This is a genomic window from Mucilaginibacter koreensis, assembly GCF_054783355.1.
In genome coordinates this window covers 3,677,716-3,692,251 of record NZ_BAAGQS010000001.1, presented here as the reverse complement: position 1 = coordinate 3,692,251, position 14,536 = coordinate 3,677,716, and the positions used below count along the sequence as shown (strand labels likewise).

Below are 14,536 nucleotides of genomic sequence, written 5' to 3'. Positions count from 1 at the left end.
AAATAGAAAAGTAGCCCCCTAACCCCCTAAAGGGGGAAGTTTATGTTACTAACTATTCTTATTGCTATGGTTAATATTTTTACTTTCAGTACTTAACAGAAAACTTCCGTTCCCCCTTTGGGGGGTTAGGTGGCATTCTCGTATCTTTGCCCGCATGAATATCCTGATCTTAGGCTCGGGCGGGCGCGAAAGTGCTTTTGCTTGGAAGATGGCGCAAAGCCCGTTATGCTCACAATTGTTTATTGCACCGGGCAATGCCGGTACCGGCCAGTACGGCACCAATGTAAATTTAAAGGTGACCGACTTTGAAGCCATTAAACAATTTGCGCTGGACAACCAGATTCAGCTGGTGGTAGTAGGCCCCGAAGAACCCTTGGTAAAAGGTATTCATGATTTCTTTCTGGCTGATGATCAGTTGAAAAGCATTCCTGTGATTGGCCCGCAGCAACAGGCCGCTCAACTGGAGGGCAGTAAGGATTTCTCCAAGCAGTTTATGCAGCGCCACGGCATCCCTACCGCTGCCTCACGTACCTTTACCCGCGAAACTTTACAGGAAGGATTTGAGTATTTAGCCACCTGTGGCTTGCCGGTGGTATTGAAAGCTGACGGACTGGCAGCAGGCAAAGGCGTGTTGATTTGTTTAAGCCTGCAGGAAGCCCAGCAAGAGCTTATACAGATGCTGACCGAAGCTAAATTTGGCGAGGCCAGCTCAAAGGTGGTAGTTGAGCAGTTTTTGCAGGGCATTGAGCTATCGGTATTTGTATTAACCGATGGCAACAGCTACAAAATTTTACCCGAGGCTAAAGATTACAAACGCATAGGCGAAGGTGATACCGGCCTGAATACCGGCGGTATGGGCTCTGTTTCGCCGGTGCCGTTTGCCGATGCTGCCTTTATGCAAAAGGTAGAACAGCAGGTGGTGATCCCTACTGTTGAAGGATTGAAAAAGGACAATGTTCCCTATAAAGGTTTTATTTTTATCGGATTGATGAATTGCGGAGGAGAACCCTGGGTGATTGAATATAACTGCCGCATGGGAGACCCTGAAACTGAAAGTGTACTGCCCCGTATCGAGTCTGATTTGGTGGAGCTGCTAATGGGCGTAGCCGAAGGAAACCTGAACGAGAAAGCGCTTAACGTATCGGATAAAATAGCTGCTACCGTAATGTGCGTAGCTGGCGGTTATCCGGGCGAGTATTTAAAAAACCGTACCATTACCGGCTTGGATAATGTACGCGGCTCTATCGCCTTCCATGCCGGTACGAGCTTGCAAGGCGAAGATGTAATTACCACCGGCGGCCGTGTACTTGCCATCACATCATTACAAGATGACTTATTCAGCGCCTTGCAACAGGCTACGCTAGATGCCAGCCGGATTTATTACGATGGTAAATATTTCAGAAAGGATATCGGATTTGATCTGATATAGAGAAGTAGCTTAAACTACTTTTCTCTCACATCGATCTCTACGGTACGATACACTACGTCGTTCCCGGCAATGCCTTGTATTACTATTTTAAAAGGGCCGGCGATGTCGCTATTGTAAAATTTCAGCTCGGTTTCTGCATCGGCCGTTAGCTGCACAGCGTGTTTCCAAAAAACAGTAGACAGGTACTCAGGCTCAGGAGGATTCATTTTGGCATAATCTGCCCCATAAAACTCCTTGCTGTATTTAATTCCTTCAATTACGGTATAAAGCTGCGCTTTAGGCGCAATATCACAACCCAAATACATGGTAGCGACCAAGTCTCCGGGTAACACAAAATAAGAGTGGTATTTAATAGCTGGTTTGTTTTTAGGATCACGCATATGGTTCATACAATTAAGTATACCATATTTACACACGTAGTCGCCGCACTCATTGGCATTTTTTGCCGGAGAGTTGACCTCTTTCTGAAACATCTCGTTGTTCCATTTTCCTCTGATGTTTACCTGCCTGAGTGCAATAGGTTGTTTCAAACCCTCTGCAATTGACAGACTATTGTTATTTAAAGTAACCGGCTGAAAGGCAGAATCTATTTTTAAGGCGATAGCTAATTGCTTGTCCATCGTAAGGTATGGGTTGTTAACAAAAATTTTATAAGTAGCTGGATCGTAATGAAAAGCCATCAGATTTATTTTCTTGTTCGGGCTTGCCATCACATCTCTGTTAACTAAGGTAAACTTACCCGTACGGTCTGTTTTTATGGGATGCAGGCCGGAATCTCCCATGATCATTAAGTCTGCCGGCTTTGAGAGCGGACGGGCATAATTAGTGAATGCGCCACTATAAAAAAGGTAGTTCACTGCTCCAGCAGCTGGCCCGCTTACCGGAGTAGCTATCATCATTTCTTGCCAATTGTAGCGCCGCCAACCTTTTACCAGTAACAGGTTTTCGAGGTTCTGTCGGCTATCAGCAGTATTAGCTAAATTATCTTCTGTGAGTGGTATGCGCCCCAAATCCTGCTGCAAATACAAGTAACTTTCAATATCAGTATGGTTTTGTGCAGGCAACCGATTTAACTGTACACAAGCGATTGATACCTGCCCGCTTACCGGGCTTTTTAACTTTAAACTGACCAAGCCACGCTTTGGATAGTCTTGTTTATCTGTAACTACGCTTAGTTGCGGACGCCTGTTGTAATGTGCAAAAAATAAACGTTCCGCACAGGGCTGTAGCTGATTATCTAAAATGGTAATTGCAGCCAAACCTTTAGGTAAACTTTTCAGATTAATGGTTACCGGCCTGCCGCCCGCCTTAGCCTGCATCTCAAAAGCATCAAAAACCTGCCTGAAATTATGCACAACCACATAGCAGGTTTGCGGTAACCGTGCACGTAGTTGAATACTCAGGGTATCATCAGCAACGGCCTGGCTGAGATGCAGTACCGGACCTGCCGCCTGAATGGCAGGCAATGCATAAGTACGGCCCACGTTGTTTTGCCCCAACAATTTAACTTCATATTCGCTATTGGCAAGCGGGTTAAGTTTGAACTTGCCGATACCATAGCTGTTGGTTGATATGGTATCAACCGGTCGCTTGTTGCGATACAGGATTGCATTCAATTTAACAGGTGTACCGGCTTCAGTTTTAGCTTCAAATCCTATCCAGCCGGGTACATTAACAACAAGGTTTCCCCCTTCCGGATAGAACTTAATATTTTCTTCTGTTTGTTTTTGCCCCGCCTGCTTCTGAGGTATAATTGCGGTGAGGTATTGCTTTTGCCCGTTAAATACCACTTCAACTTCTAATGTGCGATAAGATGCACCGGTTTCGCCTGCAGGAATACGAATCCTACATTTACCCTCGTTATCCAGCCTTACTGTATTGGAAACAATACCTCCCTCTGTGTTACTGAGCCAGTACCGAAGCCGGGCTGCCTTAGCAGGCACCTGACCCGGGGCAAAGACTGTTATGTCAGCCGCTTGCGCTCCCCCTGAAATGGCATTGAGCCCGGGAAAGCTCACGTCCACTTTTAATTCGGATTTTTCAGCAGTTTTAATTGTAATGGGTTGTACAAATGTATATTCGGGCTTGCCACTCACCAGGCGGTTGGTGTAAGCAACCAAACTGTATCTTCCCGGTGGTACAGAGTCTGGCACCACCAGCTGCCCGTACGCACCATCATCCTGTAGTAGAACTTGCCGGCTCAGTACCACACGCCGACTATTATTGTTCACCAGACTAAATGCCAGTACATCATCCTTCCGGCTTGTGGTATCTGCAGTACGTTGATTGAGCAAATAAGCTTTAAACCATATATTTTCATCGGGAGTATAAACTGTTTTATCATAATGCACAAACAGCGTTGCCGCTTTTTGCTGTGCTCCATATAGATCAATTTGCCGCAATACCGTGTCTATAGCCTTATTAAACCCTTCCTGCTTTAAGGCCAGCGCATCAACAGCAGTATTATCATCCGGCCAGTAATCTACCGGCAATAGGTAAGCAATACTATTGGCAGCCCATGCGCCGGTTATAAATGTGTTGCCGGGCGTAATCACCCACCCGTTGGCATCAAAATAAGTATAAGGCGCAATAAAGTTGAGCAGGGTATTTTGGTGATTATAAACGTTATCTAAATTGTTAACAGAATACCTGGATGAGAAATTACGATGCTCCTGGTAGGTGATGTATATACCATCCATATTACAACCCAAAGCATACAAGCCGGGCTGGTCGGTACGCATAATAATCTCGCTTTGCTGTAACGGGAAGCGCTGCAACGTTTTTATACTTTCGGGCAGCCGGGCCAGCTTTTTCCATTGCGTTAAGGAATCCTTATAAGGCTTATATTGAGCTTTTAATTTATTAAAGCGATTGATTTTTACCTGCAGCAACTGTTGTAACGGGCGCTCAGGGTTATTACGAATCTGGTATTGAAAAACCCTGAAACCTTCTTCTTCCATTCGGTTTTCCAATGCTGCCCTTAAAAAATGCATAGCCGAGCCTTTGTATACGCGCTGACGGGCATTTTGCCATTGCCGCTGCTGCGCCGGGCTACCCTTCATTTTTTCAAATAATACTGAGCCATCGTAGTGGATAGTTTCATCAGTACCCGATTTGACAAACTTTTTTAATAAATACCTTATGCGGTATCCTAAAGCCTGATTATCAATAATTATAAAATCATCAGACGATGCTTTCAATACTCCAATGCTATTATCCTCTTCAAAATTGATCACCTCAGGGTTAAGTATTGTGCAGCTTTTGGCGAATGGCAATATTCCTAAAAAACTTTTTTTAAACTCGTCGTAATTACGCTCACGCACGTAGGCGTTTTCAGCTTTTACAGTTACAGTATGCAGTGCAGTTGCCTTGGCTACAAGTTGAATTACCGGAGTATTAAACCCGGCAGTTCCAATTGTAATGTTTTGAGTGTAAGGTTCGTATCCTATACAAGTTATTACAAGGCCATACTGCCCGGCTTTCACATTTTGTAGAGTAAAGCTGCCATCTTCGGCAGTTGTACTGCCAATTGTAGTATTACTGATGAATATACTGGCTCCTGTTATAGGCTTTTTATCAAAGATGTTTACTACCCGGCCTGTAACCGCTACCTGGGCGACAGCCATAAAATTAAGGCAAAGCAACATGACTGTAATAAAACAGCATCGGGCTATACTCTTGATTATGATACCGAAACCCCACATCTAATTCTCAAAATTAAAAAGCGTAAAAAGTTATAAGCAATAAAGGCCGGTTATATAACCGGCCTTTATTATTGAACGAGTATTAATTACTCTGCTTTAGCTTTATCGTTTTTACCGAAAATATCTGCCAGTTTTTGGTTCAACTCTTCACCTCTGATGTTTTTAGCAATGATTTTGCCGTTAGGATCCAGCAGGTAATTTTGCGGGATGGCTTGCACGCCGTACAACTGGGCAGCTTCGTTGTTCCAGTATTTCAGGTCTGATACATGGGTCCAGGTGAGCTGGTCGTCATGGATGGCTTTCAGCCATTTGTCTTTAGCACCGGGGCGGTCAAGTGATACACCCAGCACCGTAAAGTTGTTGCCTTTATATTTGTTGTAAGCTTTTACCACGTTAGGATTTTCTGCACGGCAAGGGCCACACCACGAAGCCCAAAAATCAACCAAAACATATTTGCCTTTGAAAGAGGCCAGCTGAATGACGTTACCGTTGGTATCGGCCTGTGCAAACTCTGGCGCTTGTGCACCCAATGCTACCGCTTTCCATTTATTTAACCGTTCAGCATAGGCCTTTCCTGCTTTGGTATTTTGTACCGCAGGTGAAAGCTTGGCATACAGCGGCTGCATCTCAGTGTATTCGGGGTAGGCACCTCCGGCAGCGCTTAGAGCCTGCAGGCTTACATAAGAGTCGCCATGCGATTGAATGTAGGCTTTGTTGGCATTTTGCTGCTCCAGCTGTACCGCATCATATTTCTTTTCAAAATCGTCATCAAACTCTTTCGATTCGCGCTGCTCTTTGGTGGCTTTGCTGTACATCGCCATCAGGTCCTGATACTTAGCATTTGCCGGTTTCATAAAAGCCTGGTAAGCCACATAATCGGTATTTACTTTGGTACCGCTCACTTTCGCTTTTGATAAAGAGTCGGTACTGTTTACCACCGTAGTACCGCTGACCAGGTAAACCGGCAATACATCAGCCTTGCTTTTCCGGTCCATTTGGGCCAAACCAGCACCTTTGTAATCTACCACTAAGGTACCTAAGGTAATAGTTGGGGCTGTACCCGTAAAGGTAAAACTGCCGTTTTGTACCTTGGAAGAATCAGTAATATTATTACCATCATTGCGGTAAGTTAAAAATACTTTGGTGGCAGGTGTAGCCGTACCAATTTTACCTTTAATGGTATACTTCTCTTGTGCAAAGGCCAGGGCGGGTAGCGCAGCCAGCAGCGTGAGCATTGTTTTTTTCATACAGATATGAGTTTAAGTATTAAGCAAAGCCAATATATACATTAAAATGATAACTTCTTAGTTAATAATGCCTTTGAATATTTTTTTTACAATTATATATATTATCTACTGATTTAGTAGAATATAAATTAAATATTGATTGCTTTGCGACTTACCTTAAAGCAAAAAGCCATTCTAACACTGTAGAATGGCTTTTATATGCTATTATAGATGGCCTTATTTTCCTAATAAATCAGCCAACTTGTTATTCAAATCTTCGCCGCGTAAATCTTTAGCGATAATTTTACCGTTGGGGTCAATTAAAAAGTTTTGTGGGATGCTGCGTACAAAGTAAAGGGCGGCGGCATCATTATCCCAATATTTAAGGTCTGATACCTGCGTCCAAGTCAAGCCGTCGGCTTTAATGGCATTAATCCAGTCCTGTTTAGCACCGGGGCGGTCGAGCGATACGCCTACTACCGTAAATTTTTTTGCTTTATATTTATTATAAGCTTTTACCACATTGGGGTTCTCCTGACGGCAGGGCGGACACCATGAAGCCCAAAAATCGAGCAATACGTATTTACCACGGAAGGAAGACAGCTTTACCGGCATACCGTTCACATCATTTTGGATAAAATCGGGCGCCATTACCCCTACTGCCGTATTTTTAAGGGTTTGGATAGAACTGTATAACTGCTTGGCCTGCTCCGACTCCTTTAAACCGGCCGACAATGAATTATATAAAGGTTCCAGTACTGACGGATCTGCCGATGGGCCACCTAACGAACTTAGGGCCAATAAACTCAAATAGCTATCCGGATGCGATTTAATAAACGTTTTTAAAGTATTTTCCTGCTCGGCCTGCAACAACTTAAAGCGGCGCTGCATGGCGGCTTTAAAATCGGCCGACTGCTGCTGCGCGGCAGGTGCCGCCTGTGCTTCGGCATACAGGCTTTGTACTTTCGCTTTTACAGTTTCCAACTGTGACATCAAGTGCTTGTTATCATCATTGAGAGCAGAGCCGGTAATCTCGGCTTTCTTCACTGAATCGCCGGAGCTGATGATGGCCATATTGCCTTTATCCAAGTAAAAACTCAAGGCATCGGGCGGTGCTGCGGCCGAGCTTTGGTTGGCTAAGCGGGCCATACCAATGCCTTGGTGATCAATTACCAATCCGGCATTCACAGGAGATAGCACCGTGCCCGACAGTTCAAAACTACCATTGGTAATAGCGGCCGAATCTACCACCTTATTAGCGCCTACCTGGTAAAACAAATAAGCCTGGGCAGGTGCATTTAATTTGCCCACTTTGCCTTTAATGGTAAAATTACCGCCTACCTGCGCCATAGCGCCCAAAGGCAGCAGCGCCATCAGGCCACATATTATTTTTTTAGTCATTCTATAATTATCTGTACGCTTAACGTAAAAGTGTGGCTTACCGTATGTTTACACCAATTTTTGGAAAGTACGCCACCATAAGTCGGGCATTTCGCCAGCCACGGCCGTTTCATAATCCTGGTACAGGCAAGGCACCAAATGGAAGCGCTCATTGGCCGAGCCATTGGTAGGGTAAGGCACCTGCATCCACCAGCGGTCGGTTTTACGGCTTTTTACAAATACCATCTCGTGGTCGTCATGCTGCAAAGTGGTTTTGTAAATCAGATACTGTGATTTAGGGTTGAGCGGAAAATCGCTTTTACGATTATAATAGCCATCCACAAAATACCAAACCATTTCGGCAATCAGAAAGGCAGTTTGCCCGTTGCTGTCAAACGCCGGGTTAAACTCATAAAAACCGATAGAGCTTAGTTTATCATTAAAGCCCGCATAACGGCAAATCTGGCAGGCTTCTTCACCATAAAAGCCGTTGGGGGTGGCGTTGGCATTGCCCTGCGCGTCTGATGAGCGGATAGCACCCACATCAAAACTCAGCATATTGGCATTACGTATTACCGGCTCGGTAACCGCCATTTTACCGGTGACTTCGCCTAAACGATGCACGTCAAAAAACAGCTTTTCCATTACCCGCAAACTGTCCTGACTTACAAAGTAAGTTTGATAACCCAGGTTACTGTAATTGAACAGGTAGTTAGGCTCGTGCAGAAATATTTTGTTGAGGAAAGAACGCGATGTAGTTTCAGAAAATTCCGATTCTTCATCCTCATCCAAATCAAAGTGCGAATCCACTACCACTAAATCTACCCGCTGTTCCAGTTCTTCGTAAGCTAAATACTGAGCGTAGGTTAAATCCTGCCCACCCCCTAAAATAATAGGTACAATTTCCTGCTTTACCAGCTCGGTTACCACACTGCGCAGGGCAAAATAGGTATCACTCACCGTATTCCCCTGGCGGATATTGCCTAAATCGACAATTTTAGTTTGATAACCGCCTTCATTCAGCTGATAGAATTTCTCACGGATATAATCAGGCGCCAAAGCACAGCCAGGGTTGCCTACGGCATGGCGGTCTTCCTGCACGCCAATAATGGCCAGGTTTACTACCTGCTCATCCAAATCGGGAAACTCATCAGTGTAAAACCTGGCTTTGCTGCCCAATTGAGCCGGGCCGAACCCTTGTTTGGGAGTGATCTTATCCAGATCAACAGGGGTAAAAAAATCCGCTAACGACATATCTAACGCTTACAAAATATTCACATTTCTATACAAGTATCATTTCGAGCGATAGCGAGAAATCTTCTTCGCCATACCGGTCTGCTACAGATTTACCGCCTGAAGAAGATTTCTCCCTGCGGTCGAAACGACAATGCGGTTGACAACCGGTATTTATAATTCTCATCACCCGCCACCTTACAGAAAAGTTCAAATATCCATTTAATTTCAATTAATTTGCGATGTTTCACAAAATATTCGGCACATGATATTGGTTACCGGCGCTACCGGCTTTTTAGGTTCAGAACTGGCCAGACAACTGGCACAAACCGGCGAACGCATACGCTGCATTAAACGCAGCAGTTCGGTGATACCTGATTTGTTAAAGCCTTACGCCGGTTTAATTGAATGGGCCGATGCCGACCTACTGGATGTATTCGCGCTGGAAGATGCTTTTGAAGGCATTACCCAGGTATACCACTGCGCCGCCTGGGTATCATTTAAACAGGCGGATAAAAACCCCATGATTAAAACCAATGTGGAAGGCACGGCTAACATCGTAAACCTGTGTTTACAGTTTGGTTGCCGCCTGGTGCATGTGAGCTCCATTGCGGCGATAGGGCAGTCCAAGCATGGCGAAATGATTACCGAAAACCATCATTTAGAGGAAACACCGGTCAATAATGTATACGCCATTTCTAAACTTGAAAGTGAAATGGAAGTATGGCGCGGCATTGCCGAAGGTTTGGACGCCGTTATTGTGAACCCTTCAGTTATCATCGGCGCCAATGCCGGTACAGATGGTAGCGGCCAGATTTTTGAAACCGTGCGCAAAGGCCTCAAATTTTATACCCGCGGTGCCTGCGGACTGGTAGATGTAGAAGATGTAGCCAAGAGCATGATTTTACTGATGCAGGGCGACATCACCGCCGAGCGTTTCATTGTGAACGCTGAAAACTGGCCCTTCAGACAGCTGACTACTACTATTGCCGAATGCTTTGGCATCAAGCCCCCCGCTACCGAAGCCAAACCCTGGATGCTGGAACTGGCCTGGCGGGCATCAGCCTTAGTGGGTACCCTCACCGGCAAAGCCCCATCGCTGGATAAAATTGCGGCACAATCGGCTTCTGTAGTGCAGAACTACAGCAATACCAAACTGGTACAGGCTACCGGGATGGAGTTTAAACCAGTAGTAAAGACCATTGGGGAGGTGTGCGAAAGATCGAAGAAATAGCTATTTTGCTCATGTATAATCTTTTGTGATTCATCCGTAGCTACTTTGTTTGCCTTGCGTAGTTATAATATATCAATGCCAGACATTTATTTGTGAGCAGCGCCAGGTATAATGCTTTTCATTATATTTGTTTACCAAACTTGTCGCTACTTCATGAATTTACCTAAACTACGGCTATCCAAAAAGCTTTATGCTATATTATCAGCTACATTAATACTTGTACTTGCTTACAGTTGCCGGAAAGACCATGCAACTTCAAACCTGCAGCCAGCCTTAAAAGACAACAGCCTGGTGGCTGATGCCCAAGCCTGGTACCAAAAAAATGCCCCTGTGCTTACGGCTGCCACCAGTACCGTACGAACCCTTGATGTTGGTGAAAGCAGGCGAAGCTGGAGCAATGGCCTCAGCCCACTGTGGGGCAGCGCCTTTACATTTAAACGTGGCAATAATGAGGTGGCAGAAGCACCTTTAAATAATGCCACACTTTACTTTCTGGAAAACCAAACCAGTGCTGCACCTGCTACGCCCGGTAAAAATTATACCAAAACCGAGTTTTTATTTATCCGTAACCAGGCCGGCAGCTTTAGCGCCTGCCTGATGGTGATTATGGGAGACCCGGCTTATGTGGATAACCCCGGCCAACCATTTTGAACAAAACAATTACCAAACACGCGAGGCTAACTTTACAGGCAAAGTACTATATTACAGTTTGAGCGGGCAGCTGCTAAAAGGCTACCGCTATAGGGAGGGGTTGATTAACGGTACCATTACCCAGGCAGCTGGCCCGGCAGGCGGCACAGCCCTAACACCGGCACTGAAAACAGAAGCGGTGAAGCCTATGCTGCGCGATGCCAATGGTTGCGAAACACGTGCTATTACCACTGTAACTTATACCTGTGTAAGCGCCGGTGATATTGCGCCTACCTGTACCCCCAATTATACCACCACCTACTACCAGGTATGTGATGATGGCAGTGGCGGCGGCAGCGGCGGCCCCCAACCCCCGGCCCCTGGCGGCGGCGGTGGTGGCGGTGGCAGTGGACCTACCTTCCCGCCAGCACCCACCGGGCCTGACCCCAATGATAATGACCCGACCGACCCCTGTAAGCAGAGCAAATATGTAAGTGCCAAAGCCCAAAACACAACCGTAAAAGCCCAAAATGATGAAATAAAAGGGCATATTTCTGACAGCAATGTTGAATATGGAGCTAACCAAAACATCAGCCAGCCAAATGTGAACGGCGTACCGGTATCTACGCCGGTAACCACCAATGGCGCAGATGATTCATGGACACCAACGCCCACATGGAATAATGATAAGGGATACACTGTTGGATTTTCGCATAACCATCCAGATGATAACGGGCCCTCACCTAATGATGTTTTTGCTATTTTTTCGCCATTGTATAATAGTGAAATAAGATTGGCTTCACAGGCAGACAAAGATTTTTACAAAAGTAATGCCTCAGTAACTACCTTAACCAGTAATGGCTCTTACATTGTAATGATTAAAGACTGGAACAAAATGCTGGACCTCTACAATACTTTGTATACCACGCAAGCACAAAAAAATGCTTTTAAAGCCGATTATATAAATATTGGACAATTATATTTCGACAAAAACCCTACATCTGGTCTCGGCATGGCAGGCGTATATGCATTGCTAAAAAAGTTTGGTGATGCTATTAATGTATATAAGGCTGATGCTAGCTCGATGACCTACCAACCTTTTCAAATTGTAAATAACAATGGTATTGAAACTGTTGCCCCTAACCCTTGCCCTACAAACCCGTTAGAATAGATAGAACATGAAAACACTGATGATCACTTTCCTTATCGGCTTATCTGCCCTGGGTTGCCGGGCACAGGAAAAACTACTGCTTGGCAATGCAGCCAGCTTAAGGCTCACTACAGGCGCTCAAAAAGTTACGGCTGCGCAAGCCAAATTGCATGTCATGCGCAAATTGAGTGGTAACAAATCTATATTAGATGAACTGACCAGCTTTAGCTCTGATCAATTTTATGTAATTGGTAATGCGCTTGTTAATTTGCATACAGGTAATGAGCCAGCAGAGGCCAATCACCTGGCCATTTTGAAAAATGGAATAGACCATTTATTTAAAAATGACACCAGTTACCACTCCTTCATACAAACTGATGATCACAAGTCGGTATTAAGCAGAAGCTATATATATAATGGCATACAATACTACCGCTTCATTTCTTTCAACACTCAGAACACCAAGTCAGTTAGCGGTTCGGTTGAATGCAACGTAGCAGATGCAGCGGAAGGCAAGAAAGTATATGATATGATTATCAGCAGTCTGAAGTTTGAGTAATTTATATGGCTTTGGTCCCTCCTGTCCTTCGAAGTTTTTAACTTCGAAGCTTTATGCCTGTAGAGATTTCATCTACTCAACAACCACTGACACCTACACGCCACTGTTGCAAATGTTGCGTGCAACAAGCGCAACATTTGCAACAATGTGTATAAAAGTAACCTGCACCGCTACATCTTTACCACGGACTAATACCCGTTTCAGGTGCATTATCATCACTGTAAAACTGTCCGGTTGGGCCATCAGCGCCTAATACGGCAGCTTTTACTACACGGGCGGCGGCATCAGCTACGGTGCCGGGGCCGGAATGATGGTTAAAATCTGTGGCGGTGTAGCCGGGGTCAACGGCGTTTACTTTAAATGCGGTATCGCGCAGCTCATAAGCCAGCATAATCGTATAAGCATTTAAGGCTGCTTTTGAAGATACGTAGGCGGCCGGCTTCACTACATAGTACTTCCATGTAGGGTCGCTGTGCAGGGTAAGAGAACCCAAGCCGGAGGTCACATTTACAATGCGCGGCTCGGTTGCAGCTTTCAGCAAATCCAAAAACGCCTGGGTAACTTCAATCACACCAAAAAAGTTGGTTTCAAATACTTGTTTGAAAACGCCAAGCTCGGTATCAGTAGCAAGCTGCGGCCCGTTATTGCCCAAAATACCGGCATTGTTAATCAGCACATCCAGTACTTCAGTTTTCTGGCCGATGGCCTGACGTGCGGCTTGTATAGATGCCGCGCTATTGGTGTCAATTTCTATAGGTTCTACCTCTGTTAAGCCTTCGGCATGTAACTGATTAACGGCCTCTTGCCCCTTTTGCAAATTGCGGCATCCCAGGTATACATAATATCCTTGTTGTAATAACTGGCGGGCGGTTTCAAAACCAATGCTTCTGTTGGCTCCTGTAATTAATACTGTTTTCATATCTAAATTTTTAACAGTACAAATGTATACCGGATATTAACGCCGGCGGTAACACATCCGGCGGTATCAATGGTACATTTTACGGATGTTGGCCCGGTACTCAACGGGTGTTACACCAGTTTCGCGCTTAAAGAAGCGGTTGAAGTATGAGGCATCGGTAAAACCCAATTCATAAGCAACCTCTTTTGACGCATGGTGAGTATGGAACAGCAGCCGGCGCGCCTCCAGCACCAACCGGTCATGAATATGCTTAATGGCCGGTTTACCGCTTTGCAGTTTTACCACTTCGCTCAAATGGCCTGCCGAAATATGCAGCAACGAAGCATAATCGCCCACCTCGTGCAGTTCGCGATAGCACTCTTCTATTTTGGCCTGAAAACTTTTAAGCAGCAATTTATCCATCGAGGTTTCAGTGGCCTTATATTGCTCCGTGTATAGGCGGCTTAAATACGTAAGCAATACCGAAAGGTAAGCAGCTACCATGCGCCAGCGCCACTCGTTCGGGTGCCGATATTCTGCGTTGATTTTGGCCAGCATATCTTCTATAAAAACAATATCCGCATCAGTAAGCACCAGCTCAAAACCATTTTGCGGGTTTTGGATGAGTGGCAACTGGTGCAATGCGCTATTGCCCTGGTCAGACAAAAATTCGGGTGTAAATGCAATGCCTGTGCTCCACAACTGCTTAAATTCCTCTTTCATAATGGTGCGGTTGGGGCCCGTAAAATAAACGGTATTATCCTGCAGCAATACCGGTTCCATATCTATCCACTGCCGGGTTTGGGCAGCCTGCCGGATAAACACAATCAGGTAATGATTTTTGCGGTGCGGAATCAGCAGTTCAGACTGATTAGGCAGGTTACCTTCAAAGTTGTACACCCTGAAATGTTTATTACCTGCCACCTCATCCGGTTCTAAATTGTAAACCGGAATTTGCTGATACGAATTAAGTACATGCATGGTTGATAAAGCTATCACTTTTTGCGCATAAAAGTTAATAGCAGGTAGCCCATTTCAATAGTAAAAACCGCTTTCGCTACAGGCACTTTGTGTTACCGCTGAATATAATCGA

12 protein-coding genes are annotated in these 14,536 nt (G+C 45.2%); 5 read left to right on the top strand and 7 right to left on the bottom strand.

Going from position 1 to position 14,536, the window contains the following annotated elements:
• Positions 1-154: 154 nt before the first annotated feature.
• Positions 155-1,429, top strand: a complete 1,275-nt coding sequence (purD, locus tag ACYVNW_RS16475; RefSeq protein ID WP_460680973.1) for a phosphoribosylamine--glycine ligase — start codon at positions 155-157, stop codon at positions 1,427-1,429.
• A 14-nt stretch (positions 1,430-1,443) separates the two neighbouring features.
• On the opposite strand, the gene ACYVNW_RS16470 is transcribed toward purD, so the two are convergent.
• From ACYVNW_RS16470 to ACYVNW_RS16450, 5 genes are all read right to left on the bottom strand, one after another.
• The gene (locus ACYVNW_RS16470) at positions 1,444-5,055 is read right to left on the bottom strand and encodes a carboxypeptidase-like regulatory domain-containing protein (protein ID WP_460680972.1); all 3,612 of its coding nucleotides are present in this window, start codon (positions 5,053-5,055) and stop codon (positions 1,444-1,446) included.
• Between the two features lie 164 nt (positions 5,056-5,219).
• Entirely contained in the window at positions 5,220-6,380 is a 1,161-nt protein-coding gene (locus ACYVNW_RS16465) for a redoxin domain-containing protein (RefSeq protein WP_460680971.1), read from the bottom strand.
• A 216-nt stretch (positions 6,381-6,596) separates the two neighbouring features.
• Positions 6,597-7,760, bottom strand: coding sequence for a redoxin domain-containing protein (locus tag ACYVNW_RS16460; RefSeq protein WP_460680970.1), 1,164 nt, complete (start codon positions 7,758-7,760; stop codon positions 6,597-6,599).
• A gap of 48 nt (positions 7,761-7,808) precedes the next feature.
• Positions 7,809-8,993, bottom strand: a complete 1,185-nt coding sequence (locus ACYVNW_RS16455) for a formimidoylglutamase (protein ID WP_460680969.1) — start codon at positions 8,991-8,993, stop codon at positions 7,809-7,811.
• A gap of 28 nt (positions 8,994-9,021) precedes the next feature.
• Positions 9,022-9,159 carry a hypothetical protein gene (locus ACYVNW_RS16450; protein WP_460680968.1) on the bottom strand — a complete coding sequence of 46 codons (138 nt, stop codon included), beginning with the start codon at positions 9,157-9,159 and terminating at the stop codon, positions 9,022-9,024.
• Between the two features lie 78 nt (positions 9,160-9,237).
• On the opposite strand from ACYVNW_RS16450, the gene ACYVNW_RS16445 reads away from it, so the two are divergent.
• From ACYVNW_RS16445 to ACYVNW_RS16430, 4 genes are all read left to right on the top strand, one after another.
• Positions 9,238-10,206, top strand: coding sequence for an NAD-dependent epimerase/dehydratase family protein (locus ACYVNW_RS16445; protein WP_460680967.1), 969 nt, complete (start codon positions 9,238-9,240; stop codon positions 10,204-10,206).
• A gap of 153 nt (positions 10,207-10,359) precedes the next feature.
• Positions 10,360-10,857 carry a hypothetical protein gene (locus tag ACYVNW_RS16440; protein WP_460680966.1) on the top strand — a complete coding sequence of 166 codons (498 nt, stop codon included), beginning with the start codon at positions 10,360-10,362 and terminating at the stop codon, positions 10,855-10,857.
• Positions 10,829-12,007, top strand: coding sequence for a hypothetical protein (locus ACYVNW_RS16435; protein WP_460680965.1), 1,179 nt, complete (start codon positions 10,829-10,831; stop codon positions 12,005-12,007). The genes ACYVNW_RS16440 and ACYVNW_RS16435 overlap by 29 nt, the downstream gene beginning before the upstream one ends.
• 7 nt (positions 12,008-12,014) lie before the next feature.
• Complete coding sequence (locus ACYVNW_RS16430; RefSeq protein ID WP_460680964.1) at positions 12,015-12,545, top strand: hypothetical protein; 531 nt, start codon at positions 12,015-12,017, stop codon at positions 12,543-12,545.
• 178 nt (positions 12,546-12,723) lie between these two features.
• Here the strand turns inward: ACYVNW_RS16430 and ACYVNW_RS16425 are convergent, their stop codons facing one another.
• Positions 12,724-13,464 (bottom strand): SDR family oxidoreductase, encoded by a 741-nt coding sequence (locus tag ACYVNW_RS16425; protein WP_460680963.1) that lies wholly within the window; start codon positions 13,462-13,464, stop codon positions 12,724-12,726.
• Between the two features lie 66 nt (positions 13,465-13,530).
• Positions 13,531-14,424, bottom strand: a complete 894-nt coding sequence (locus ACYVNW_RS16420; RefSeq protein WP_460680962.1) for a helix-turn-helix domain-containing protein — start codon at positions 14,422-14,424, stop codon at positions 13,531-13,533.
• Positions 14,425-14,536: the final 112 nt, after the last annotated feature.

Bases quoted from the DNA above. Each gene is read 5' to 3' on its own strand.
- ACYVNW_RS16425 (WP_460680963.1), bottom strand. From the start codon at position 13,464: ATGAAAACAGTATTAATTACAGGAGCCAACAGAAGCATTGGTTTTGAA.
- ACYVNW_RS16465 (WP_460680971.1), bottom strand. From the start codon at position 6,380: ATGAAAAAAACAATGCTCACGCTGCTGGCTGCGCTACCCGCCCTGGCC.
- ACYVNW_RS16450 (WP_460680968.1), bottom strand. From the start codon at position 9,159: ATGAGAATTATAAATACCGGTTGTCAACCGCATTGTCGTTTCGACCGC.
- ACYVNW_RS16430 (WP_460680964.1), top strand. From the start codon at position 12,015: ATGAAAACACTGATGATCACTTTCCTTATCGGCTTATCTGCCCTGGGT.
- ACYVNW_RS16470 (WP_460680972.1), bottom strand. From the start codon at position 5,055: ATGGCTGTCGCCCAGGTAGCGGTTACAGGCCGGGTAGTAAACATCTTT.
- purD (WP_460680973.1), top strand. From the start codon at position 155: ATGAATATCCTGATCTTAGGCTCGGGCGGGCGCGAAAGTGCTTTTGCT.
- ACYVNW_RS16455 (WP_460680969.1), bottom strand. From the start codon at position 8,993: ATGTCGTTAGCGGATTTTTTTACCCCTGTTGATCTGGATAAGATCACT.
- ACYVNW_RS16420 (WP_460680962.1), bottom strand. From the start codon at position 14,424: ATGCATGTACTTAATTCGTATCAGCAAATTCCGGTTTACAATTTAGAA.
- ACYVNW_RS16440 (WP_460680966.1), top strand. From the start codon at position 10,360: ATGAATTTACCTAAACTACGGCTATCCAAAAAGCTTTATGCTATATTA.
- ACYVNW_RS16435 (WP_460680965.1), top strand. From the start codon at position 10,829: ATGTGGATAACCCCGGCCAACCATTTTGAACAAAACAATTACCAAACA.
- ACYVNW_RS16460 (WP_460680970.1), bottom strand. From the start codon at position 7,760: ATGACTAAAAAAATAATATGTGGCCTGATGGCGCTGCTGCCTTTGGGC.
- ACYVNW_RS16445 (WP_460680967.1), top strand. From the start codon at position 9,238: ATGATATTGGTTACCGGCGCTACCGGCTTTTTAGGTTCAGAACTGGCC.